This window comes from Angustibacter speluncae, from assembly GCF_054777815.1.
Genome location: NZ_BAAHAF010000069.1, coordinates 1 through 21,196, shown reverse-complemented (window position 1 = coordinate 21,196; position 21,196 = coordinate 1). Strand labels below are relative to the sequence as shown.

The following is a 21,196-nucleotide window of genomic DNA, read 5'->3' as shown; positions in this document are numbered from 1 at the left end:
GCCCGCGCCGCGGTGACAAGGCACCAGGAAGGGGTGACGATGACCCCATGACCGACGAGGCCCGCGCGCCGGGCGACCCGCAGCAGCTCGCCGACGCGCTCGCCGCCACCGGGTACCTCGCCGACGAGGGGCTGGCGACGGTGGCGTGGCTGGCGCTGCGGATGCGCCGCCCGCTGCTGCTCGAGGGCGAGCCGGGCACGGGCAAGACCGCGCTGGCGCAGGCGCTCGCGGACGCCACGGGCTCCGAGCTCGTCCGGCTGCAGTGCTACGAGGGCATCGACGCCTCCCAGGCCCTCTACGACTGGGACTTCCCGCGGCAGGTGCTGCACCTGCGCGCGGTCGAGGCGGCGGGCGGCGACCGTCCGCTCGAGCAGGTCGAGCAGGACCTGTTCACCGAGCGCTTCCTGCTCGACCGCCCCGTGCTCAAGGCGCTGCGCACCCAGCCGTCGCTGCTGCTCGTCGACGAGGTCGACCGCGCCGACGACGAGTTCGAGGCGTTCCTCCTCGAGGTGCTCTCGACCGGCTCGGTCACGATCCCCGAGCTCGGCACCGTCACCGCCGCCGAGCCGCCGCTGGTGGTGCTCACCTCGAACCGCACCCGCGAGCTGCACGACGCCCTGAAGCGGCGCTGCCTCTACCACTGGGTCGAGCACCCCTCGCTGGCCCGCGAGGTCGAGATCCTGCGCTCGCGGCTGCCCGGCATCGACCAGCGGCTCGCCGAGCAGGTCGCCGGCGCGGTGCACCGGATGCGCGGCGCCGACCTGCTGAAGCCGCCCGGCGTCGCCGAGTCGCTGGACTGGGCCGCCGCGCTGCGCACGCTCGGCGCCACCGAGCTCGACACCGCCACCGCCGCGGCCACGCTCGGTGCCGTCGTGAAGTACCGCGAGGACGCCGACCGCGTCCGGGTCGACCTCGACCGGCTGCTGGCGGGGTAGTGACCACGGCGGCGGCGGACGTCGACGTCCTCCTGCTCGGGTTCGGCCGCGCGCTCGCCGCGGCCGGCGTCGCCGTGACGCCCGACCGGGCGCAGTCGTTCGTCCGCGCCGTCGACGAGCTCGGCGCCGACCCGGCGTCGGTCTACTGGGCGGGGCGCTCGACCCTGTGCGGCCAGCCGGACGACCTGCCGGTCTACGACCGCGTGTTCGAGACCTGGTTCGCGGGTCACCGGCCCCGCCGCGGCACCCGCTCGCACGCACCGGTGCAGCGCTCGGTCGAGGCCTCGCTCGACGACGCCCGCGGCGGCGGCACCGGCGAGCAGCTGCCCGAGCCGGAGCTGCACGTGCTGGCCTCGGCCACCGAGGTGCTGCGGCACCGCGACATCGCCGACCTGTCGGCGGACGACAAGGCGCGCCTCGACGCGCTGTTCGCCGGCCTGACCCCGCGGCTGCCGACGCGTCCGAGCGCGCGGAGGCGTCCGGCCGCCCACGGCGAGGTCGACGCCCGGGCGCTGCTGCGCGAGCAGCTGCGCCGCGCGGGCGAGGTGGGTCCGGTGCGGTACCGGCGGCGGGGCCGGCGTCCGCGCCCGGTGGTGCTGCTCGTCGACGTCAGCGGGTCGATGAGCCCGTACGCCGACGCGCTGCTGCGGCTCGGGCACCTGCTGGTGCGCGCGTCCCGATCGGGCCGGGCCGGCCGGGTCGAGGTGTTCACGATCGGCACCCGGCTCACCCGGCTCACGCCCGTCCTGCGCCGGGTGCGCTCGGCCCCCGCGGCGCTGGACGCCTGCGGCCACGTCGTCCCCGACTGGTCGGGCGGCACCCGGCTCGGTGAGGTGCTCGCCGCGTTCGTCGACCGGTGGGGACGACGCGGCGTCGCGCGCGGCGCCGTCGTCGTCATCTGCTCGGACGGCTGGGAGCGTGGCGACACCGCGCGGCTGGCCGACCAGGTCGAGCACCTGGCGCGGCTCGCGCACCGGGTGGTGTGGGTGAACCCGCACCGCGGCAAGGCCGGGTACCAGCCGGTGCAGGCCGGCATCGCCGCGGTGCTGCCGCACCTCGACGACTTCGTCGCGGGCCACTCGCTCGCCGCGTTCGACGAGCTGCTCGCCGTGGTGGCCGGCGCGTGATCGCGATGACCGTCCCGGACGCGCTGCGGGACAGGCAGGATGGCGCCATGGCACTGCACTGGGAGCACGTCACGGTCGACGCGCGCGACGCCGCCGCGCTGGCGGGGTTCTGGGCCGAGGTGCTCGGGTGGGGCGTCGCGCCCGGCGCCACCGCCGAGGTCGCCGTGATCGGCGGGCCGGCTCGGCCGCGCGACACCCCGGGGTGGCTGTTCCTCCAGGTGCCCGAGGGCAAGACGGCGAAGAACCGGATGCACGTCGACCTGCAGGCCGACGACCTCGAGGCCGAGACCGACCGGCTCGTCGGGCTGGGTGCCGCGCTGCTGCACGAGAAGCGCGAGTGGGGAGCGCACTGGCGCAGCCTCACCGACCCCGAGGGCAACGAGTTCTGCGTCGTGCAGGCGCCCCCGCCGCAGACGGGGGACGGCGGTGCGTGACGTCCTGCCCGACCTGCTGCGGTGGTGGCGGGCGGGGGAGACGGTGGCGACGGGCACGGTGGTGGCGACCTGGCGGTCCGCGCCGCGCCCGGCCGGGGCCGTCATGGTCGTGGGGCCGCAGGGCGAGGCGGTCGGCTCGGTGTCGGGCGGCTGCGTCGAGGGCGCCCTCTACGAGCTCGGGTCGCAGGTGCGCGACGACGGCGACCCGGTGCTGCAGCGCTACGGCGTCAGCGACGAGGAGGCCGGCGCGGTCGGCCTGACCTGCGGCGGCATCCTCGACGTGTTCGTCGAGCAGGTCGACCAGACCTCGTTCCCCGAGCTCGACGACGTCGCCGCCGACGTCGCCGCCGAGCGGCCCGTCGCGGTGTGCACGGTGGTGGCCCACCCCGACCCGCAGGTCGTCGGACGCCGGCTGCTCGTGCGGCCCGACCGCGGTGCCGAGGGCTCGCTCGGGTCGTCCCGGCTCGACGACGCCGTCACCGCCGACGCGCTCGGGCTGCTGGCGCAGGGGCGCACCGAGACGCTCGTCTACGGCCCGGACGGCCAGCGCCGCGGCGAGGGGGCGCGGGTGTTCGTGTCGGCCTTCGCGCCGCGTCCGCGGATGATCGTGTTCGGCGCCATCGACTTCGCCGCGGCGCTCGCGCGCACCGGCGCCTTCCTCGGGTACCGCGTGACCGTCTGCGACGCGCGGCCGGTGTTCGCGACCGCCTCGCGGTTCCCGGAGGCCGACGAGGTCGTCGTCGACTGGCCGCACCGCTACCTGACGGCCCAGGTCGAGGCGGGCGAGGTCGACGGGCGCACCGTGCTCGCCGTCCTGACCCACGACCCGAAGTTCGACGTGCCGGTGCTCGAGGTCGCGCTGCGGCTCGACGTCGCCTACGTCGGCGCGATGGGGTCGCGCCGCACCCACGACGACCGGCTCGCCCGGCTGCGCGAGGCCGGTCTCGGCGACACCGAGCTGGCGCGGCTGTCGTCGCCGATCGGCCTCGACCTCGGCGCCCGCACGCCCGAGGAGACCGCGATCTCGATGGCGGCCGAGATCATCGCGCTGCGCTGGGGCGGTTCGGGCGAGCGCCTCGCGCGCACCAGCGGTCCCGTGCACCACGAGCCGGTGGCCGACCCGTCCGAGCAGTAGGCCGCGAGGTCAACGCGCGCACAACGACGGCACAACGGCGCCGCGGCGGACCGAATCGATCGGCCGAAGCCCTTGCGGGCTCAACGACCGCGACGTTGGATGGGCCCAGCGCGGGCCGACGACGGCCCGCACGCCTGTGACGAGGTGGAGGCCCGATGACGCGCATCACCGTCCAGGTCGACGGGGTCAAGTACTCCGACGACGTCGAACCCCGCACCCTGCTGGTGCACCACCTGCGCGAGGCCCTCGGCAAGACGGGCACCGTCGTGGGCTGCGACACCAGCAACTGCGGCGCGTGCACCGTCCTGCTCGACGGCGAGAGCGTGAAGTCGTGCTCGGTGCTCGCGGTGCAGGCCGACGGGCACGAGGTCACCACGATCGAGGGCATCGGCGCGGGCGGTGAGCTGCACCCGGTGCAGCAGGCGTTCCACGAGCACCACGGGCTGCAGTGCGGCTACTGCACCCCGGGGATGATCATGGCGGCCTGCTCGTTCCTGCGCGAGAACCCGAACCCCAGCGAGGACGACGTCCGGCAGGGCATGGAGGGCAACCTCTGCCGCTGCACGGGCTACCAGAACATCGTGAAGTCGGTGCTCGCCGCCGCCGAGTCCGGAGGTGCGCAGTGACCGCCGTCGACGACCGCCCCGAGGCCAAGCAGCCCGAGCTCGGCCAGGCGCGCCGGCGCAAGGAGGACGCCCGCCTCATCACCGGGCGCACGCGCTGGACCGACAACATCGTCCTGCCCGGCATGCTGCACCTGGCGTTCGTGCGCAGCCCGTTCGCGCACGCCACGATCACGAACGTCGACACCGAGGCCGCGAAGGCGGCCGACGGCGTCGTGGCGGTCTACACCGGCAAGGACCTCGACGAGGAGCAGGGCTCGCTGCCGTGCGCCTGGCCGATCACGCCGGACATGAAGACGCCTCGCCACCCGGCGATCCCGGCCGACCGCGTCGCGTTCGCGGGCGAGGCCGTCGCGGTCGTCGTGGCCCGGTCGGCCGCCGCCGCGCGCGACGCCGCCGAGCTGGTCGACGTCGACTACGAGGAGCTGACGCCCGTCCTCGACATGGCGACCGCCCTCGACGAGGGCGCCCCGCTCGCGCACCCCGACCTCGGGACGAACGAGAACGCGACCTGGGTGTTCGACTCGGCCGAGGCGGGCACCGGCGACGACGTCGAGGCCGCGATCGCCACCGCGCGGGAGAGCGGCGTCGTCATCGAGCGGACGTTCCGCCAGCAGCGGCTGGTGCCCGCGTTCATGGAGCCGCGGTCGACCGTCGTCGACCCGACCGGCGAGCAGATCACGATGTGGACGGCCACCCAGGTGCCGCACATCCTGCGCGTCATGCTCGCCCTCGTCACGGGCGTCCCCGAGTCGAAGATCCGCGTCATCGCCCCGGACGTCGGCGGCGGCTTCGGCGGCAAGCTGCAGTTCACGCCGGAGGAGCTGGTCTGCTTCCTGGTGGCGCGCCGCCTCGGCAAGCCGGTGAAGTTCACCGAGACCCGCACCGAGTCGATCCTCACCGCGCACCACGGCCGCGACCAGATCCAGAAGCTCACCCTGGCCGCCACCAAGGAGGGCCGGGTCACCGGTCTCAAGGTCGACCTGCTCGCCGACATGGGCGCCTACCTCGGCCTCGTCACGCCGGGCGTGCCGGTGCTCGGCGCGTTCATGTTCAACTCGATCTACAAGTTCGACGCCTACCGGTTCACCACCCGCAACGTCTTCACCAACAAGACCTGGACCGACGCCTACCGCGGCGCCGGCCGGCCCGAGGCGACGTTCGGCATCGAGCGGATCATGGACGAGCTCGCCACCGAGCTCGACATGGACCCGCTGGCGCTGCGCGAGAAGAACTGGATCCGGCACGAGGAGTTCCCGTTCACCACGGTGTGCGGGCTCGAGTACGACTCCGGCAACTACGAGGCCGCCACATCCCGCGCGGTCGAGATGTTCGACTACGAGGGACTGCGGCGCGAGCAGGCCGAGCGCCGCGAGCGCAACGACCCCGTCCAGCTCGGCATCGGCGTCTCGACCTTCACCGAGATGTGCGGCCTGGCGCCGTCCCGCGTGCTCGGGTCGCTGTCGTACGCGGCCGGCGGCTGGGAGCACGCGGCGATCCGGATGCTGCCCACCGGCAAGGTCGAGGTCGTCACGGGCACGAGCCCGCACGGCCAGGGCCACGAGACGGCCTGGAGCCAGATCGTCGCCGACCGGCTCGGTGTCGCCTTCGAGGACGTCGAGGTGCTGCACGGCGACACCCAGATCTCGCACAAGGGCCTGGACTCCTACGGGTCCCGCTCGCTCGTCGTCGGCGGCATCGCGGTGGTGAAGGCCGCCGACAAGGTGATCGAGAAGGCCAAGCCGATCGCGGCGCACCTGCTCGAGGCCGACGCGAACGACCTGGAGTGGGCCGACGGAAAGTTCACCGTCCGCGGCACCGACAAGGGCGTGACGATGGCCGAGCTCGCGTTCGCCGCGTTCGCCGCGCACAACCTCCCGGACGGCGTCGAGCCCTCGCTCGACTCCGACGCCACGTTCGACCCGGAGAACTTCTCGTTCCCGCACGGCACGCACCTGTGCGCGATGGAGGTCGACACCGAGACCGGACGCGTGCAGATCCGCAAGTACGTGTGCGTCGACGACATCGGCAACGTCGTGAACCCGCTCATCGTCGAGGGCCAGGTGCACGGCGGCCTGGCGCAGGGCATCGCGCAGGCGCTCTACGAGGAGGCCGTGCACGACGACCAGGGCACGCTGACGACGGCGACGTTCGTCGACTACCTGCTGCCGACGTCGGCCGACCTGCCGCACTTCGACACCGACCGCACCGAGACCGCCTCGACGACGAACCCGTTGGGCGTCAAGGGCGTCGGCGAGGCCGGGACGATCGCCTCGACCCCGGCGGTGGTGAACGCGGCGCTCGACGCCGTCCGCCACCTCGGGGTGCGCGAGATCGAGATGCCGCTGTCGCCGCAGCGCGTCTGGCGCGCGCTGCGCGACGGCGCCGCGGGTGCGGCGGGCGAGCGGGCCGCCGCCGGACCGCACTGGGACGAGCCGGCGCAGACCGCCGGCGTCGAGCCGAGCGAGGCCCGTCCGGAATCCGGCACGACCGACGAGGGGAGCCCGGCATGATCCCGGCCGAGTTCGACTACGTGGCCCCGACGTCGCTCGACGAGGCGGTCTCCGCGCTGCGGCAGGCGGTCTCGGAGGGCAAGGACGTCAAGGTGCTCGGCGGCGGGCAGAGCCTGATCCCCGTGCTGCGGCTGCGGATGGCGGCGCCCGAGCTGCTCGTCGACCTGAGCCGGGTCGACGAGCTGCGCGGCGTCCGTGACGACGGCGACGCGATCGTGGTCGGCGCGATGACGACGCACCACGCCGTCAGCCAGGACCCCCTCGTGCACGAGCACGCGAAGGTCGTCGCGCTCGCGGCCGAGACGGTCGCGGACCTGCAGGTGCGCCACCGCGGCACCTTCGGCGGCGCGCTGGTGCACGCCGACCCGGCGGGCGACCTGCCCGCCCCCGCGCTGGCGCTCGGCGCCGAGATGGTGGTGGCGGGCGCCGACGGCGCGCGTCGCACGGTCGCCGCCGCCGACTTCTTCGAGGACCTGTTCACCACGGCCGTCGGCGAGGACGAGCTGCTCGTCGAGGTGCGCATCCCCAAGCACACCGGCTGGGGCGGGCACTACGAGAAGTTCAACCGGATCTCGCACGCCTGGTCGATCGTCGGCGTCGCCGCGGCGGTGCGGGTCGACGGCGGCTCCATCGCCGAGGCCCGCGTCGGGCTCACGAACATGGGCTCGGTGCCCGTGCGCGCCGAGGCGGTCGAGCAGGCGCTGGTCGGACGGGCCGCCACGGCTGAGGAGGTCAAGGCCGCCTGCGCGGCCGCCGGCGAGGGCACCAGCCCTCCCTCGGACGCCAACGCCGACGCCGACTTCCGCCGCCACCTCGCGAGGGTGCTCACCGGTCGCGCCGTGCTGGCGGCCGCGGGAGCCTAGAGGGATGGAGCTGCACCACGAGTTCGTCGTCCCGATCGGCGTCGAGCAGGCCTGGGAGGCGTTCAACGACCTGGAGCGGATCGGCCCCGCCTTCCCCGGGGCGGCGATCACCGGCGTCGACGGCGACGAGTTCACCGGCACCGCCAAGGTGAAGCTGGGCCCGATCTCGTTGCAGTACAACGGCACCGGACGCTTCGCCGAGCGCGACGAGGCCGCCCGCACCGCCGTGATCGAGGCGCAGGGCAAGGACAAGCGGGGCAACGGCACCGCCGGTGCCACGATCATGGCCTCGCTCTCGGCCGAGGGCGAGGGCAGCACCCGGGTGCTGCTCGACACCGACCTGAAGATCACCGGCCGTCCGGCGCAGTTCGGCCGCGGCGTGATCCAGGACGTCGGCGGCAAGATCCTCGACCAGTTCGCCGCCAACCTCACCACCCTGCTCGCCGCGCCCGAGGGCGCCTCCGGCGAGGTCGACGAGGCGCCTGACCTCGGTCCCGGATCGTCCGAGCAGCGGGCCGATTCCGCGGGTCCGGACCCCGAGTCGTCCGGGAGTCCGGGTGGTGGGGCAGCGGCGACCGAGACCGGCGAGCCGTTCGAGGAGGAGGTCGCCGCCCCGGCGATGCAGGCGGCGGCACCGACGACCCCTCCGCCGGCGGCGGTCGAGCCCACCCCGGGGGAGACCCGGTCGGCGCCCGCCCGTCCCGCCCGTCCCGCCCGTCCGGCGGCCGAGCCGGCCGAGCTCGATCTCGGCGGGGTGGTGGGGCCGGCGCTGCTCGAGCGCTACGGCGTCACGGTGCTCGCGGTCGTGGTCACCGCCGTGGTCACCTGGCTGGTGGCCCGACGGGGGCGGTCCTGACCGCAGCGCGCTCGCGCCACCAGCGCAGCAGCCGGTCGACGACCGGTCCGACCAGCAGCGCCACGAGCACCGTGCCCAGCCCGAGGCTCGCCCCGCAGAGCCACCCGACCAGCGCGCCCCCGACCTGCAGCACGGTGTAGCTCCACCGGAACGGGACCGGCGGGTCGAATGCCAGGGCCGCGCCCTCGGCGGGCCCGGCGCCGAGATCGGCGGCCAGGTACCCGGCCACGCCCAGGCAGACCACGGCGAAGCCGACGGCGAGCTCGGTCCAGCGCAGCACCAGGTCGTCCGGCCCGGGCAGCAGCGGCATCGTCCAGGCGACGACGTAGCCGACCAGGACGGCCTGCACGAGCGTCCCCACGCCCGGACGGCGGCCGCGGGCCCAGGCGAGCAGCACGAGCACGACGCCGACGCCGGCGTTCACGAGGCCGAACGACAGGCCGGTGGCGATCGACAACCCGCTGACGAACATCGAGTAGCCGTCGGACCCGAGCCGCGCGTCGAGCAGCAGGGCGACGCCCACGCCGAGCACGACGCACGACACGACGAGCTGGAGCAGCCGCAGGGCGAGGGTGCGCGTCACGACGTGGCCAACCCGCGCGGGACGCGATCCACTCCCGTCAGCAGCTGCAGTCGCACGAGCAGCAGTCGCAGCCGTCGCAGCAGCCGTCGCCACCGCAGCAGTCGCCGCAGCCGTCGCCGCCGCACTCGCCGCACCCCTCGCACCAGCTCCTCTTGCGGTCGTGCTCGGGGTCGTCCTGCTGCTGCCCGCAGCGGCAGGTGAGGCACGCGATCAGCCCGGCGAGCAGGCCGGTGCCGGCGACGCCACGGCGGCCGGGGCCGTGCTGGTGCGGCGGGCGACCGGGCGTGTGCGGGGGCTTCCAGGCAGGGGGCAGGTCCGGGGGGAGCTGGGTCACCTCAGTCGCACCCGCACCCGCACTCGCAGCAGCCCTCGCAGCAGTCGCCGCACCCGTCGCGCTTTCGGCGGCGCCGGTGCTGGTCGCGCTGCTGCTGGGGACCGCGGTGGTGGCCGTGCCCGCCGCGCGCCGGGCCGTGGGACCCGCCGCCGGTGCAGGCCCCGCAGGACCCGCACGCCTGCAGGTTCGCCAGGCAGCCACCGCCGCCGCCGCCGGGGGGCGGGGGCGGGTAGCCGCCGCCACCGTGCTGCGGGGGCGGGGCGCCGTAGGGCCCGCCCTGGTGCGGCGGCGGAGCGCCGTACGGCCCGCCCGGCTGCTGGCCGGGCGGCGGGTTCCACGGCGGGGGGAGGTGCGGCGGCTGCTGGCTCGCGGACGGGAAGCCCGCCTGCCGGAAGGTCCGCTCCACCGCACGCGGCAGCTCGTGCACGAGCAGCAGGTGCACCAGCGCGGCGTCGTCGAGGTCGGCGTCGTCGAGCGCCAGCCGCACGCCCAGCACGGCGTCGTCGCAGACCTGCCGCACCTGCGCGGGGCCGAGGTCGGTGGCGAGGACCGGGTTGAACCGCCGCGCGGCGCAGTCGTCGGCGAGGTCGTCGACGGCGTCGAGCAGGTGCGCGACCCGTCCGAACAGCCGTCCGGCCTCGGCCAGGGTCGTCGCGTTGCCGGGGCGGCCGGCGACGACGGCGGTCGCGCGGAAGCCCTCGGCCGAGGCCTCCTCGGTGGGCGCGGTGACGGCGAGGAGCGCGGCGACCGGGTCGGCGCCCGGGCCGTCGGCCTCGAGCCGGCGCTCCAGGTCGCCCTGGCGGGCCACGGCGTCCTGCAGGACGTCGACGTCGAGCGCGACCCCGGACGACGACGCGCGCCCGGCCCGCTCCCAGCGACGGGCCACCAGGCCCGCCGTGCGGGAGCGGACCCCGCCCGACAGGTCGCCGTCGTCGACGTGGTCGCGCAGCTGGGCCGAGGCGAGCAGCAGCGAGGCGGAGGCCGCGAGCTGCGCGCCCGCGCCCTGGGAGACCGGAGCCCCCTTCAGTCCGCGCAGCACGCACGGCCCGGCCTGGCGGCGGTCCTGCGCGCCGGCGGGCTGCTGGGCCTCGACCAGCGCCGACAGCACCAGGCCGTCGTAGTTGGTCACCAGCCGCGCGAGGTGCCCGTGCCGGTCGCGCAGCGCCAGGCACATGCCGCACAGGTGCGCGAGCCACGCCTGCCGCAGCTGCGGCGAGAGCCGGTTGCGGCACGGCCGCAGCATCCCGAACACGCTGTCCCCCCTCGGTGCCCGGGCGCGTCCCTGCACCTGCGCAGGTCCCGGTGCGGGCCATCGTGCCAGCACCGGGACCGACGAGGGGCGAGCGACGGCTCAGCGTGTGAACATCCGCGCGTTCGCCTGCTCGGCGTCGGCGTAGGTGGTGGCCGCGTGGCCCAGCGCGGTGCTGATGTGCTCGAGCGACTGCCGCACCCGGTCCTGGGTCGCCCGCCAGTCCTCGATCACCACCTGGAACTGCCCGGCGGCCTGCCCCCGCCAGCTGCCCTGCAGCTCGAGCAGGTGCTTCATCATCCGGTCGACCTCGGCGTTGATCGTGCCGACCGACCCCCTCACCGCGGTGCTCGCGCTCGCGACCTGCGCGCTGTCGACCTCGAACCTGCTCATGGTGTGCCCTCCCTGGACGGGCCACCCACCCCGGGCGGCGTCACCACAACTCTAACCGCAGCAAACGACGTCCAACGCGGTCGTCCACAGGATCAGCGCAGGGTCGTCAGCTCGGCCTCCAGGTTGGCCGCGGCGCGGGCGGTCCACCGCGACCGCGCCGCGGCGGTGCGGTACAGCGGCCCGTCCGGGTGCTCGTCGTCGCGCGCCCGGGCGAGCAGGCGGCGCAGCACCTCGGCCCGGCCGCGGCGGAACAGCGGGCCCGGCACGCGGCGGTACTCGTGCCGGACGCCGTCGGCGTACCGCCGGTAGCGCCCCGGCTCGCTCGCCAGCACGGCCAGGTCGGCGTCGCACAGCGCCGCCGCCTCCTCGTCGTCCGGTGCCGGGACGTGGTCCGCCGTGACGAGGACGAGGTCGCGGACGCGGTGGGCGGCGGCCGCGTCGACCCCGAGCCCGCCGAGCACCGCGACGGCGAGGTCGGCGCTGTCCCGCTCGTCGCGTCCCGGCCGGCCGCGGTACACCGCGTCGTGGAACCAGGCGGCGAGCACGACCGCCGGCGTCGCGGCCTCGAGCTCGTCCAGCCGGGTCAGCACCTCGGCCAGGTGCTCGGTGTCGTGGTAGCCCCGGTCGGCGCCACCCCAGCGGCCCGCGAGGTCGGCCGCCGCGGCCGTCGCGGGTGGCCCGGCGTCCCCGCCGAGCGCGGCCACGGCGTCGAGGAAGGTCTGCGTGCGGTCCGGCACCCCACCAGTCTGGCCCTGGACGTGCCGGAGGGGGCGGCGACCCCGGTCGCCGCCCCCTCCGCGTCCGGGCCGACCGAAGGGGGTCGTCGGCCCGGCGGTGCAGGTCACCCGTCGGCGCGTGTACCCAGCACGGCCTGGACCTGCACCAGCTCGCTGCCCCGCACGACGTGCAGGGTGACCTCGTCGCCCGGCGCCCGCTCGCGCACCTGCGCGGTGAGCGACTCCGAGCCCGACACGTTCTCGTCGTCGACGGCGACGATCACGTCGCCCGCCCGCAGACCGGCCTCGGCGGCGGGGGTGCCGGCGGTCACGTCGACCACCTCGGCGCCCTGGCGCGTGGTGCCGTCCGCTGTCCCCGAGCCGTCCTGCAGCCGCACGCCGAGCCAGGCGTGGTCGGCGGTGCCGTCCGCGACCAGCTCGTCGGCGATCCGCTTCGCCTCGTTCACCGGGATCGCGAAGCCGAGGCCGATGCTGCCGGCCTGGCCGCCGGTGCCGGTCGCGGTGCTGGCGATCGACGACGGGATGCCGATCACCGTCCCCGAGGCGTCGACGAGCGCACCGCCGGAGTTGCCCGGGTTCACCGCCGCGTCGGTCTGGATCGCGTTGGTGACGACGGGCTCGGCCGCGGACTGCCCGCCGGAGAACGGGTCCTGCTGCTGCGACTCGGACGCGGCCGTGCTGACCGGGCGGTTCACGGCCGAGACGATGCCCGTGGTGACCGAGTCGGACAGGCCCAGCGGGTTGCCGACCGCCATCACCGGCTGCCCGGCGACGACCGAGTCGGAGTCGCCCAGGGTCGCGGGCACCAGGTCGGACGGCGGGTCGACGATCTGCAGCACCGCGAGGTCGGTCGCGGGGTCGAGCCCGACCACCCGCACGTCGCCGAAGACGCGCCCGTCGGACAGCACGACCTGGATCTGCGCGCCCTCGCCGGCACCGGTCGCCACGTGGTTGTTCGTCAGGATGTGGCCCTGGTCGTCGAGCACGACGCCCGATCCCTGGCCCTCGCCGGCCGAGCTCGCGACCCGGATGCTCACCACGCTGGGGGAGACGGCGTCGGCGACCGCGGTCCAGTCGACGCCGTCCGCGCTGGAGGCCACGGGCGGGGCGGCCTGCTGCTCGATCGCCGCGGGGGTGGCGTCGCGGTCGAGCAGGGTGACGGTGCCGGCGGTCGCGCCGCTGGCGAGCACCGCCGCCCCGAGCGAGGCCAGCACCAGCGCTCCCCAGCCCGGACGGCGCCGCGGGCGGGGCTGCGGCTGCGAGGTGGGCTCGGCGGGCGGCAGCGGCGGTGCGGGCGGCGCGCCCCACGGGTCGGAGGCCCGGTGGCCCCAGGAACCGGCGGTCGTGCCGGTGGTCGCGTCGGAGGCAGGGGGAGCCGGCCACCCGGTCCCGGTGCTGCCGGGTCCGGTGGGAGCGCCCGCGGGAGGGAGGGTCTGGGTCATCTGCATCATCGCCTTCGGCTTGCTCGCCCGGCCCCGTCGGCCGGTACACCCCTACTCAACGGGGCCGGCCTCCGAGGGCCCTGGGCCGACCCTGGGAAGGCGCTGGGAGTGCGCGAGGGTCAGCGGGCGTCGGGCGTGACGTCGACCGCGTCGTCGACCGCACCGGCCCGCTCGTCGGCGCCCGCGTCCTGCGGGACGCGGGGCAGGCGCACCTCGAAGGTGGCGCCTCCGTCCGGGGTCGGGTGCAGCAGGGCCAGCCCGCCGTGCGCGCGCACGATGGCGTCGACGATGGCCAGGCCGAGGCCGGACCCGCCGCTGCTGCGGGTGCGCGAGGCGTCCGCCCGGTAGAACCGCTCGAAGATGCGGTCGCTCTCCTCGGGCGGCACCCCGGGTCCGTGGTCGACGACCTGGAGCACCACGGCGTCCGGGCGGACCCCGACGCCGAGCTCGACGGGCGACCCCGCCGGCGTGTGGCGCAGCGCGTTGCTCAGCAGGTTGGTGACCACCTGGCGCAGGCGCGCCTCGTCGCCGGGGGTGACGGCGGGCTGCGGCGGGCGCCCGTCGACGCCCACGAGCCGCACCGACCGGTCCGGGGCCAGCGCGGTGCTGTCGTGCACGGCGTCGGCGGCCAGCACCAGCAGGTCGACCGGCGCGTGCCGCAGCGGACGCTGCTCGTCGAGGCGGGCGAGCACCAGCAGGTCCTCGACGAGCCCGCCCATCCGGGTCGACTCGTCCTCGATCCGGCGGAACGTGCTGGAGACCTCGTCCTGCTCGCGCACCGCGCCCATCCGGTAGAGCTCGGCGAACCCCCGCAGGGTCGCGAGCGGCGTGCGCAGCTCGTGGCTGGCGTCGCCGATGAACCGCCGCATCCGCTGCTCCGAGGCCTCGCGCGCCGCGAGCGTGGTCTCGATCCGGTCGAGCATGCCGTTCACGTCGGTGCCCAGCTGACCGACCTCGGTCGCGGGTGCCTTCACGTCGACGCGCCGGCTGGTGTCGCCCGAGCCGAACGCCGTGGTCACCGACTGCACCTCGCGCAGCGGGCGGAACGCGCGCCCGATCAGGAAGAAGCCGATGAGCACCAGCGCGGCGATCAGCGCCGCGCCGAGCACCACGAACCGCAGGGTCACCGCCTTGAGGGTCGCCTGGACGTCGTCGAGCGGCAGCGCGATCACGGCGGCGCCCGCCGGCTGCCCGCTCGGCTGGAAGACCACGGGGACGGCGACCATGCGCCACCGGCTGCCGCCGCTGCCCTCGACGGTGCGGAACTGGCCCTCGGCGACCTCGGCCTGCTCGTAGGTGAGCCCGGGCAGGTCGGGGAGGCGGTCGGGAGACCCGTCGTAGAGCGGCCCGCTGTCGCCCGCCGCCTCGTCGTCGAAGAACACCTCGACGACGTAGCGGCTGGGCAGCGGGTCCTCGCCTAAGGGCGAGCTGTCGTCGCGCCGCAGCTGGTCGACCAGGCGGTTCAGCGCCTGCTTCTCGGTGGTGACCGAGCGCAGCTGGTCGTCGACCTGCGCCACCAGCTGCCCACGCAGGTTGGCGACGGTGAGCGTGCCCGCACCCACCAGCGCGAGCGCCAGCAGCGCCGCCACCACGGCCAGCAGTCGGGCGCGCAGGGACAGCCGCTCGGCCCACGGCAGGAGCGGGGGTCGGGTGCGGACCGGGTCGGGGCGCCCGACGACGTCGTCCGGGCCGGGAGGGGTGTCGCTCACGCGTTCTCGCGGGGCAGCCGCAGCACGTACCCCACGCCCCGGCGGGTGTGGATCAGGGCGGGCCACCCCTCGGGGTCGGTGCCGGGCGGCGGCGAGTCGATCTTGCGGCGCAGGTAGGAGATGTAGGACTCGACGATGCCGGCCTCGCCGTTGAAGTCGTAGTTCCACACGTGGTCGAGGATCTGCGGCTTCGACAGCACCCGGTTCGGGTTGAGCATCAGGTAGCGCAGCAGCTTGAACTCGGTGGGCGACAGGTCGACGTCGTGCCCGCCGCGGCGCACCTCGTGCGAGTCCTCGTCCAGCTCGAGGTCGTGGAAGACCAGGCGCCCCTCGGCGCCGTCGGCGCCGGCGCCGGTGCGGCGCAGGATCGCGCGGATGCGCGCGACGACCTCCTCGAGGCTGAACGGCTTGGTGACGTAGTCGTCGCCGCCGACGGTCAGCCCGGCGACGCGGTCGGCGACGTCGTCCTTGGCGGTGAGGAACAGCACCGGGGTGTCGCGGCCGCGCTCGCGCAGCCGGCGGGTGACGGCGAAGCCGTCCAGCCCGGGCATCATCACGTCGAGCACGAGCAGGTCGGGACGCACCTTCTCGGCGACCGCGAGGGCCTGCTGGCCGTCGGGGGCGGTGTGCACCTCGAACCCGGCGAAGCGCAGCGAGGTCGACAGCAGCTCGCGGATGTTCGGCTCGTCGTCGACGACCAGCAACCGGGCCTCCGGCGCACCCTGCTTCCCCAGCGTCATGCACCCATCGTGGACCCGGTTCCTGGGAACCGCCTGGACACCCGCTGGACGGGCGCTGCCGGGTGCGGCGTCAGCGGCCGGGACGGGCGGCGAGCCAGCCGCCCACCTGGTGCGCCGGCATCGGTCGGCCCAGCAGGTAGCCCTGCACGATGTCGCAGCCGGTGTCCTCGAGCACCTGGAGCGTGGCGTGGTCCTCGACGCCCTCGGCCACGACCTCGAGCCCGAGGTCGTGCGAGAGGTTGATGATCGACTTCACGATCGAGCGGGCCCCGCGGTCGTTGCCCATGCCGATGATGAAGGTCTTGTCGATCTTCACCTCGTGGATCGGCAGGTGCCGCAGGTAGGCCAGCGAGGAGTACCCGGTGCCGAAGTCGTCGACCGAGAGCCGGACGCCCAGGTCGCGCAGCGCGTGCATCGGGCGCAGCGACTCGACCTGGTAGTTCATCACGGAGTCCTCGGTGAGCTCGAGGGTGAGCCGGCCCGGCTGCACGCCGACCTCCTCGAGCAGCAGCCGCACCTGCTCGGGCAGGCCCGGCTCGAGCAGCAGGCGGGTCGGCAGGTTCACCGAGACGCCGAACGCGTCGCCGCTGAAGCGGGCGCAGTGGGCGAGCGACTTGCGCAGCGCCAGGGTGGTGAGCATGCCCACCTGGCCGGTGTGGTCGGCCAGCGGCACGAACTCGGCGGGCGAGATCGGGCCGCGCTCCGGGTGGGTCCAGCGCGCGAGCGCCTCGAACCCGGTGACCCGGTGGTCGCGCAGGCTGAGCTGGGGCTGGAACTCGACGTCGATGCGCTCGTCGTCGATGGCGCGCCGCAGGTCGCCGACCAGGGTGAGCCGGTCGAGGCTGGTGCGGTCGCGCTGCGGCTCGTACCAGCAGGACGCCACCATCTTGCGCTTCGCCTCGTACATCGCGACGTCGGCGTGCCGCAGCACGGTGGCGGCGTCGGTACCGGCGTCGGAGACCGCGACCAGGCCCTGGGAGGCCGAGACGTCGACGAAGGTGCCGTTCAGGTCGAACGGCGTGACCATCGCCGTGGCGAGCGACTCGGCGACGCGCTCGACCTCGTCGCGGCCGCGGACGTCGGGCAGCAGGATCGCGAACTCGTCACCGCCCAGGCGGGCCACGGTGGCGTCGCGGGGCACCGACTCCGAGAGCCGACGCGCGACCTGCACGAGCAGGATGTCACCGACCGGGTGGCCCAGGGTGTCGTTGACCTCGCGGAACCGGTCGAGGTCGAGCAGGATGACGGCGGCCAGGCAACCGTCCTCGCCGGGCTCGCGGGCAGCGAGCACGCGGGTGACGGCCACGCTGAACGCGAGCCGGTTCGGCAGGTTCGTCAGGTCGTCGTGGTGCGAGTCGTGCCGCAGCCGCGCGACCAGGTCGTTGTTGTGCCAGACCACCGCGGCGTGGGTGGCGAGCGTCTGCAGCAGGTCGAGGTCGTCGTCGCTGAAGGTCGACAGCGACGAGCCCTGCCGGTCGTAGGTGACCAGCACGGCCGGCACCTCGTCGCCGACGTCGATGGGCAGCACGATCGCGTCGCGCCAGCCGCGCTCGGCCAGCCAGGCCCGCTCGAGCGGGTCGCGGGTGGAGCTGCGCACGACGGCCGCCTGCGCGCCGGTGGCGGGCAGCATCGAGGTGGTGACGGGGTCGTCCAGCAGCCAGAGCTCGGCACCACCGGCGCTGACCAGCGTGGACGCCTCGGTCGTGAGCGTGGCGGTGAGGTCGCCGCCGGTCTGCGCCTGGCCCATGGTGCGGGCCGAGCGCAGCACCTCGCCGAGGTCGGCGTGCTGGCGGACGAGCTTGGCGTACTGCCGGAACGCGACGACGACGGCGGCCGAGATGATCGCCAGCAGCAGCAGGCCCTCGAAGCCCTCCTTGAGCGCGTTCAGGGTGAGCGAGGCGATCGTCGCGCTGAGCACGCCCGACAGCAGCACCGACGCCGTCATGACCGCGACCGGACGTCCGCCGGGGCGGGCGCCGAGGACGGTCATCGCGACGACGACGGCGAGCACGCCGACCAGGTCGACGACCAGGACGATGGCCACGGCGTGCACCCACACCGACTGGTCGCTGCTCCACAGCCGGACCACCGTGTCGAGGAGGAGGAACGCCAGGCCGACCTCGAGCGTGTAGAGGGCGAGGTTGAACAGCGTCTTGTGCACCGGCTGCTGGCGCAGGTGGAGCACGGCGGCTGCGCTCATCAGCCGCGCCACGAGCACCCACTCGATCGGGAGGGTGTAGAGGCCGATGACGAGCGGCAGCGCGGTAAGGGAGACCGAGAGCGCCTGCTGGCGCACCTCGACGTGGAACTTCGCAGACTCCGTGACCACGAACATGACCGTGACGACGACGAACATCAGCGCCGGCGGCAGCGTCACCCACGCGTCGACCGGGGCGGGCGCGATCCCCGCCGCTACGCCGGCAGCACCGAGCAGCCCGGACAGGACGACGAGTCGTCGCTGCCCGGGCGTCACGGACTGCAACGCCACGCCTGGCACGTCGACCAGTGTGCGCCAGTGGGTGGACCGGTGGCGCTCTGCGGTCGGGTTTTCTCCCCGAACGGCCCAGGCATCAGGGCGTCAGCCGGGTGGCGGCTCCACCCGGACGGGGGCTCAACTCAGCGACGCGCCCGAGAGCGAGGCGCCGGACAGGGATGCACCCGACAGCGAGGCGCCGGACAGGGACGCACCCGACAGCGAGGCGCCGGACAGGGACGCACCCGACAGCGAAGCGCCGGACAGGGACGCACCCGACAGCGAAGCGCCGGACAGGGACGCACCCGACAGCGAAGCGCCGGACAGGGATGCACCCGACAGCGAGGCGCCCGAGAGCGAGGCCCCGGACAGCGAGGCCCCGGACAGCGAGGCGCCCGAGAGCGAAGCTCCCGACAGGGAGGCCCCGGACAGCGAGGCGCCCGAGAGCGAAGCACCCGACAGGGAGGCCCCGGACAGCGAGGCTCCCGAGAGCGAGGCGCCGGAGAGCGAGGCGCCGGACAGGGAGGCGCCGGACAGGGAGGCGCCCGACAAGGAAGCGCCGGAGAGCGAGGCGCCGGACAGGGAGGCGCCGGAGAGCGAGGCGCCGGACAGGGAGGCGCCCTTCGACAGGGAGGCGCCGGAGAGCGAGGCGCCGGAGAGCGAGGCGCCCGACAGGGAGGCACCACCGAGGACGGCGCCGGCCGCGAGCGCGAGGGTGCTGGCGGCGACGGCGAGGGTACGGACACGCGAACGAGACATCTGGGTTCCTCCGAGGGGGTGAAGAGCCCGGCTGGGTGCTCACAGTGTGGCACCGGTTTCGCGACAACGGGCGGTCCGGAACGGCGTGATACTCATCCGTCCGGGCGAACCGGGCATCGCAAACCTCTGATTTCAGACAAAACCCCTCACCCTGCGGAGCGGGCCTCGCGGGTTGGGGTGTGTTACGAGTGCCGGGGCGGAGCAAGCCGGGCACCGTCGGTGGCAGCGTCGGCGGGGTCCGGATCGGGACGCACCGGGACGGAGCGGGACGCCCAGCTGCTCGGAGGTGCCGGATCAGGCGGACGGCACGTCGTCGGCGTCGACGATGCGGTACGCGTACCCCTGCTCCGCGAGGAACCGCTGGCGGTGGGCGGCGAAGTCGGCGTCGAGGGTGTCGCGCGCGACCACCGTGTAGAACCGGGCGGCGCGGCCGTCGGCCTTGGGCCGCAGCAGCCGCCCGAGCCGCTGCGCCTCCTCCTGCCGCGACCCGAACGCGCCGGACACCTGGACCGCGACGGACGCCTCGGGCAGGTCGATCGAGAAGTTGGCCACCTTGCTCACGACCAGGGTGGGGATCTCGCCGGCGCGGAACGCGTCGAACAGCCGCTGCCGCTGGGCCACCGGGGTCTCGCCCTTGATGACGGGCGCGTCGAGCCGGTCGCCGAGGTCGTCGAGCTGGTCGATGTACTGCCCGATCACCAGCGCCTGCTCGCCCGCGTGCCGGGCCAGCAGCCGCTCGACCACCGCGGTCTTCTCCGGCGAGGTGGCGCACAGCCGGTACCGGTCCTGCGGCTCGGCGGTGGCGTAGACCAGCCGCTCGCGCTCGGGCAGCGTGACGCGCACCTCGACGCAGTCGGCGGGCGCGATGTAGCCCTGGTGCTCGATGTCCTTCCACGGGGCGTCGTAGCGCTTGGGCCCGATCAGCGAGAAGACCTCGCCCTCGCGACCGTCCTCGCGGACCAGCGTCGCCGTCAGCCCGAGCCGGCGCCGCGCCTGCAGGTCGGCGGTCATCCGGAAGATCGGCGCGGGCAGCAGGTGCACCTCGTCGTAGACGACCAGGCCCCAGTCGCGCGCGTCGAGCAGCTCCAGGTGCGTGTACGCGCCCTTCCGCCGGGTGGTGAGCACCTGGTAGGTCGCGATCGTGACGGGCCGGATCTCCTTGCGGGTGCCCGAGTACTCGCCGATCTCGTCCTCGGTGAGGCTGGTGCGCCGCACCAGCTCGTCCTTCCACTGCCGGGCCGCGACCGTGTTGGTCACGAGGATCAGCGTGGTGCTCGACGCCTGCGCCATCGCGCCGGCGCCGACGATCGTCTTGCCGGCGCCGCAGGGCAGGACGACCACGCCGGACCCGCCGTGCCAGAACCCCTCGACCGCCGCCCGCTGGTACGGCCGCATCGTCCAGCCGTCCTCCTGGAGCGCGATCGGGTGCGCCTCGCCGTCGACGTACCCGGCGTGGTCCTCGGCCGGCCAGCCCAGCTTGAGCAGGACCTGCTTGAGCTGGCCGCGCTCGCTGGGGTGCACGACGACGGTGTCGGGCTCGACCCGGGCGCCGACCAGCGGCGCGACCTTCTTCGAGCGCAGCACCTCCTCGAGCACCGGCACGTCGACGGCGTGCAGCACCAGGCCGTGCACCGGGTGGGCGACCAGCTCGAGCCGGCCGTACCGCGCCATCGTCTCGGCGACGTCGACGAGCAGCGCGTGCGGCACGGGGTAGCGGGAGAACTCCATCAGCACGTCGACGACCTGCTCGGCGTCGTGCCCTGCGGCGCGCGCGTTCCACAGGCCGAGCGGCGTCAGCCGGTAGGTGTGCACGTGCTCGGGGGCCCGCTCGAGCTCGGCGAACGGCGCGATCGCCCGGCGGCACTCGTCGGCGCGGGTGTGGTCGACCTCGAGCAGCAGCGTCTTGTCGCTCTGCACGATCAGGGGGCCGTCGCTCACCCCACGATGCTAGGTCGGGTCGCCGACAGCCACCGTCGGCGGGGCGTCAGGGGACCTCCAGCACGCCCGCGAGGCGGTGCAGCGACAGGGTCCGCAGGCCCCCGCTGTGCACGTCGAGCACGCTGATCCGGCCGCTGTCGACGCTCAGCGGCTCGACCAGGCGGCGCGAGACCGACCCGGTCGGGTCGCTCGTCGCGACCCAGACCCGGCGGCGCTGGGCCGCCGCCGAGCGCAGCAGGTGCAGCGAGGCGGCGGGGTCGAGCACGGGCACCTCGGGGCGCCCGTCGGCCGGTGCCGTCCGCACGGGGGCGGTGTCGGCGGCGCGCACCGCGCGCACCACCGCGGCCGCCCGC

General features: G+C 74.9%; 19 protein-coding genes and 1 pseudogene. 8 read left to right on the top strand and 12 right to left on the bottom strand.

The annotated features are described in order from the left end of the window. The first annotated feature begins 47 nt into the window (after positions 1–47). The 8 genes from ACYVKY_RS07985 (at position 48) to ACYVKY_RS07950 (ending at position 8,486) form a co-directional block, all read left to right on the top strand. Positions 48–935 (top strand): AAA family ATPase, encoded by an 888-nt coding sequence (locus ACYVKY_RS07985; RefSeq protein ID WP_460434438.1) that lies wholly within the window; start codon positions 48–50, stop codon positions 933–935. Next, positions 935–2,062: a vWA domain-containing protein gene (locus tag ACYVKY_RS07980; RefSeq protein WP_460434437.1), complete on the top strand. Its 1,128-nt coding sequence runs from the start codon at positions 935–937 to the stop codon at positions 2,060–2,062. The genes ACYVKY_RS07985 and ACYVKY_RS07980 overlap by 1 nt, the downstream gene beginning before the upstream one ends. Before the next feature lie 47 nt (positions 2,063–2,109). Next, the gene (locus ACYVKY_RS07975; protein ID WP_460434436.1) at positions 2,110–2,496 is read left to right on the top strand and encodes a VOC family protein; all 387 of its coding nucleotides are present in this window, start codon (positions 2,110–2,112) and stop codon (positions 2,494–2,496) included. Continuing rightward, entirely contained in the window at positions 2,489–3,631 is a 1,143-nt protein-coding gene (locus tag ACYVKY_RS07970) for an XdhC family protein (protein ID WP_460434435.1), read from the top strand. Before ACYVKY_RS07975 ends, ACYVKY_RS07970 begins: the two co-directional genes overlap by 8 nt. Before the next feature lie 155 nt (positions 3,632–3,786). Continuing rightward, positions 3,787–4,257: a (2Fe-2S)-binding protein gene (locus ACYVKY_RS07965; RefSeq protein WP_460434434.1), complete on the top strand. Its 471-nt coding sequence runs from the start codon at positions 3,787–3,789 to the stop codon at positions 4,255–4,257. After that, positions 4,254–6,767 (top strand): xanthine dehydrogenase family protein molybdopterin-binding subunit, encoded by a 2,514-nt coding sequence (locus ACYVKY_RS07960; RefSeq protein ID WP_460434433.1) that lies wholly within the window; start codon positions 4,254–4,256, stop codon positions 6,765–6,767. The genes ACYVKY_RS07965 and ACYVKY_RS07960 overlap by 4 nt, the downstream gene beginning before the upstream one ends. Then, positions 6,764–7,630, top strand: coding sequence for an FAD binding domain-containing protein (locus ACYVKY_RS07955; RefSeq protein ID WP_460434432.1), 867 nt, complete (start codon positions 6,764–6,766; stop codon positions 7,628–7,630). Before ACYVKY_RS07960 ends, ACYVKY_RS07955 begins: the two co-directional genes overlap by 4 nt. A gap of 4 nt (positions 7,631–7,634) precedes the next feature. Beyond that, a complete protein-coding gene (locus ACYVKY_RS07950; protein ID WP_460434431.1) occupies positions 7,635–8,486 on the top strand; it encodes an SRPBCC family protein in 852 nt (283 codons plus the stop codon). On the opposite strand, the gene ACYVKY_RS07945 is transcribed toward ACYVKY_RS07950, so the two are convergent. The 12 genes and pseudogenes from ACYVKY_RS07945 to ACYVKY_RS07890 form a co-directional block, all read right to left on the bottom strand. Further along, complete coding sequence (locus ACYVKY_RS07945) at positions 8,452–9,069, bottom strand: YczE/YyaS/YitT family protein (protein ID WP_460434430.1); 618 nt, start codon at positions 9,067–9,069, stop codon at positions 8,452–8,454. The two genes, ACYVKY_RS07950 and ACYVKY_RS07945, sit on opposite strands and share 35 nt — an antisense overlap. A gap of 37 nt (positions 9,070–9,106) precedes the next feature. Then, positions 9,107–9,403: a hypothetical protein gene (locus ACYVKY_RS07940; protein ID WP_460434429.1), complete on the bottom strand. Its 297-nt coding sequence runs from the start codon at positions 9,401–9,403 to the stop codon at positions 9,107–9,109. A gap of 1 nt (position 9,404) precedes the next feature. Then, on the bottom strand, positions 9,405–10,646 hold the full coding sequence (locus ACYVKY_RS07935; RefSeq protein ID WP_460434458.1) for a DUF5685 family protein: 1,242 nt from the start codon (positions 10,644–10,646) through the stop codon (positions 9,405–9,407). Between the two features lie 108 nt (positions 10,647–10,754). Beyond that, the gene (locus ACYVKY_RS07930) at positions 10,755–11,045 is read right to left on the bottom strand and encodes a WXG100 family type VII secretion target (protein ID WP_460434428.1); all 291 of its coding nucleotides are present in this window, start codon (positions 11,043–11,045) and stop codon (positions 10,755–10,757) included. A gap of 92 nt (positions 11,046–11,137) precedes the next feature. Continuing rightward, positions 11,138–11,782 (bottom strand): HD domain-containing protein, encoded by a 645-nt coding sequence (locus ACYVKY_RS07925; protein ID WP_460434427.1) that lies wholly within the window; start codon positions 11,780–11,782, stop codon positions 11,138–11,140. A 104-nt stretch (positions 11,783–11,886) separates the two neighbouring features. Continuing rightward, the gene (locus ACYVKY_RS07920) at positions 11,887–13,224 is read right to left on the bottom strand and encodes a S1C family serine protease (RefSeq protein WP_460434426.1); all 1,338 of its coding nucleotides are present in this window, start codon (positions 13,222–13,224) and stop codon (positions 11,887–11,889) included. A gap of 119 nt (positions 13,225–13,343) precedes the next feature. Continuing rightward, on the bottom strand, positions 13,344–14,933 hold the full coding sequence (locus tag ACYVKY_RS07915) for a sensor histidine kinase (protein ID WP_460434425.1): 1,590 nt from the start codon (positions 14,931–14,933) through the stop codon (positions 13,344–13,346). Further along, positions 14,930–15,673, bottom strand: coding sequence for a response regulator transcription factor (locus tag ACYVKY_RS07910; protein ID WP_460434424.1), 744 nt, complete (start codon positions 15,671–15,673; stop codon positions 14,930–14,932). The genes ACYVKY_RS07915 and ACYVKY_RS07910 overlap by 4 nt, the downstream gene beginning before the upstream one ends. Before the next feature lie 70 nt (positions 15,674–15,743). Next, positions 15,744–18,161, bottom strand: coding sequence for a putative bifunctional diguanylate cyclase/phosphodiesterase (locus ACYVKY_RS07905; protein WP_460434423.1), 2,418 nt, complete (start codon positions 18,159–18,161; stop codon positions 15,744–15,746). 123 nt (positions 18,162–18,284) lie between these two features. Continuing rightward, the gene (locus tag ACYVKY_RS07900; RefSeq protein WP_460434422.1) at positions 18,285–18,905 is read right to left on the bottom strand and encodes a pentapeptide repeat-containing protein; all 621 of its coding nucleotides are present in this window, start codon (positions 18,903–18,905) and stop codon (positions 18,285–18,287) included. A gap of 294 nt (positions 18,906–19,199) precedes the next feature. After that, positions 19,200–20,843: a DEAD/DEAH box helicase gene (locus ACYVKY_RS07895; protein WP_460434421.1), complete on the bottom strand. Its 1,644-nt coding sequence runs from the start codon at positions 20,841–20,843 to the stop codon at positions 19,200–19,202. A gap of 46 nt (positions 20,844–20,889) precedes the next feature. Then, positions 20,890–21,196, bottom strand: a pseudogene (locus ACYVKY_RS07890) (hypothetical protein); the annotation flags it as partial.

Coding starts and splice junctions, on each gene's coding strand:
- ACYVKY_RS07955 (WP_460434432.1), top strand. CDS start 6,764: ATGATCCCGGCCGAGTTCGACTACGTGGCCCCGACGTCGCTCGACGAG.
- ACYVKY_RS07910 (WP_460434424.1), bottom strand. CDS start 15,673: ATGACGCTGGGGAAGCAGGGTGCGCCGGAGGCCCGGTTGCTGGTCGTC.
- ACYVKY_RS07965 (WP_460434434.1), top strand. CDS start 3,787: ATGACGCGCATCACCGTCCAGGTCGACGGGGTCAAGTACTCCGACGAC.
- ACYVKY_RS07930 (WP_460434428.1), bottom strand. CDS start 11,045: ATGAGCAGGTTCGAGGTCGACAGCGCGCAGGTCGCGAGCGCGAGCACC.
- ACYVKY_RS07900 (WP_460434422.1), bottom strand. CDS start 18,905: ATGTCTCGTTCGCGTGTCCGTACCCTCGCCGTCGCCGCCAGCACCCTC.
- ACYVKY_RS07920 (WP_460434426.1), bottom strand. CDS start 13,224: ATGACCCAGACCCTCCCTCCCGCGGGCGCTCCCACCGGACCCGGCAGC.
- ACYVKY_RS07985 (WP_460434438.1), top strand. CDS start 48: ATGACCGACGAGGCCCGCGCGCCGGGCGACCCGCAGCAGCTCGCCGAC.
- ACYVKY_RS07975 (WP_460434436.1), top strand. CDS start 2,110: ATGGCACTGCACTGGGAGCACGTCACGGTCGACGCGCGCGACGCCGCC.
- ACYVKY_RS07950 (WP_460434431.1), top strand. CDS start 7,635: ATGGAGCTGCACCACGAGTTCGTCGTCCCGATCGGCGTCGAGCAGGCC.
- ACYVKY_RS07935 (WP_460434458.1), bottom strand. CDS start 10,646: ATGCTGCGGCCGTGCCGCAACCGGCTCTCGCCGCAGCTGCGGCAGGCG.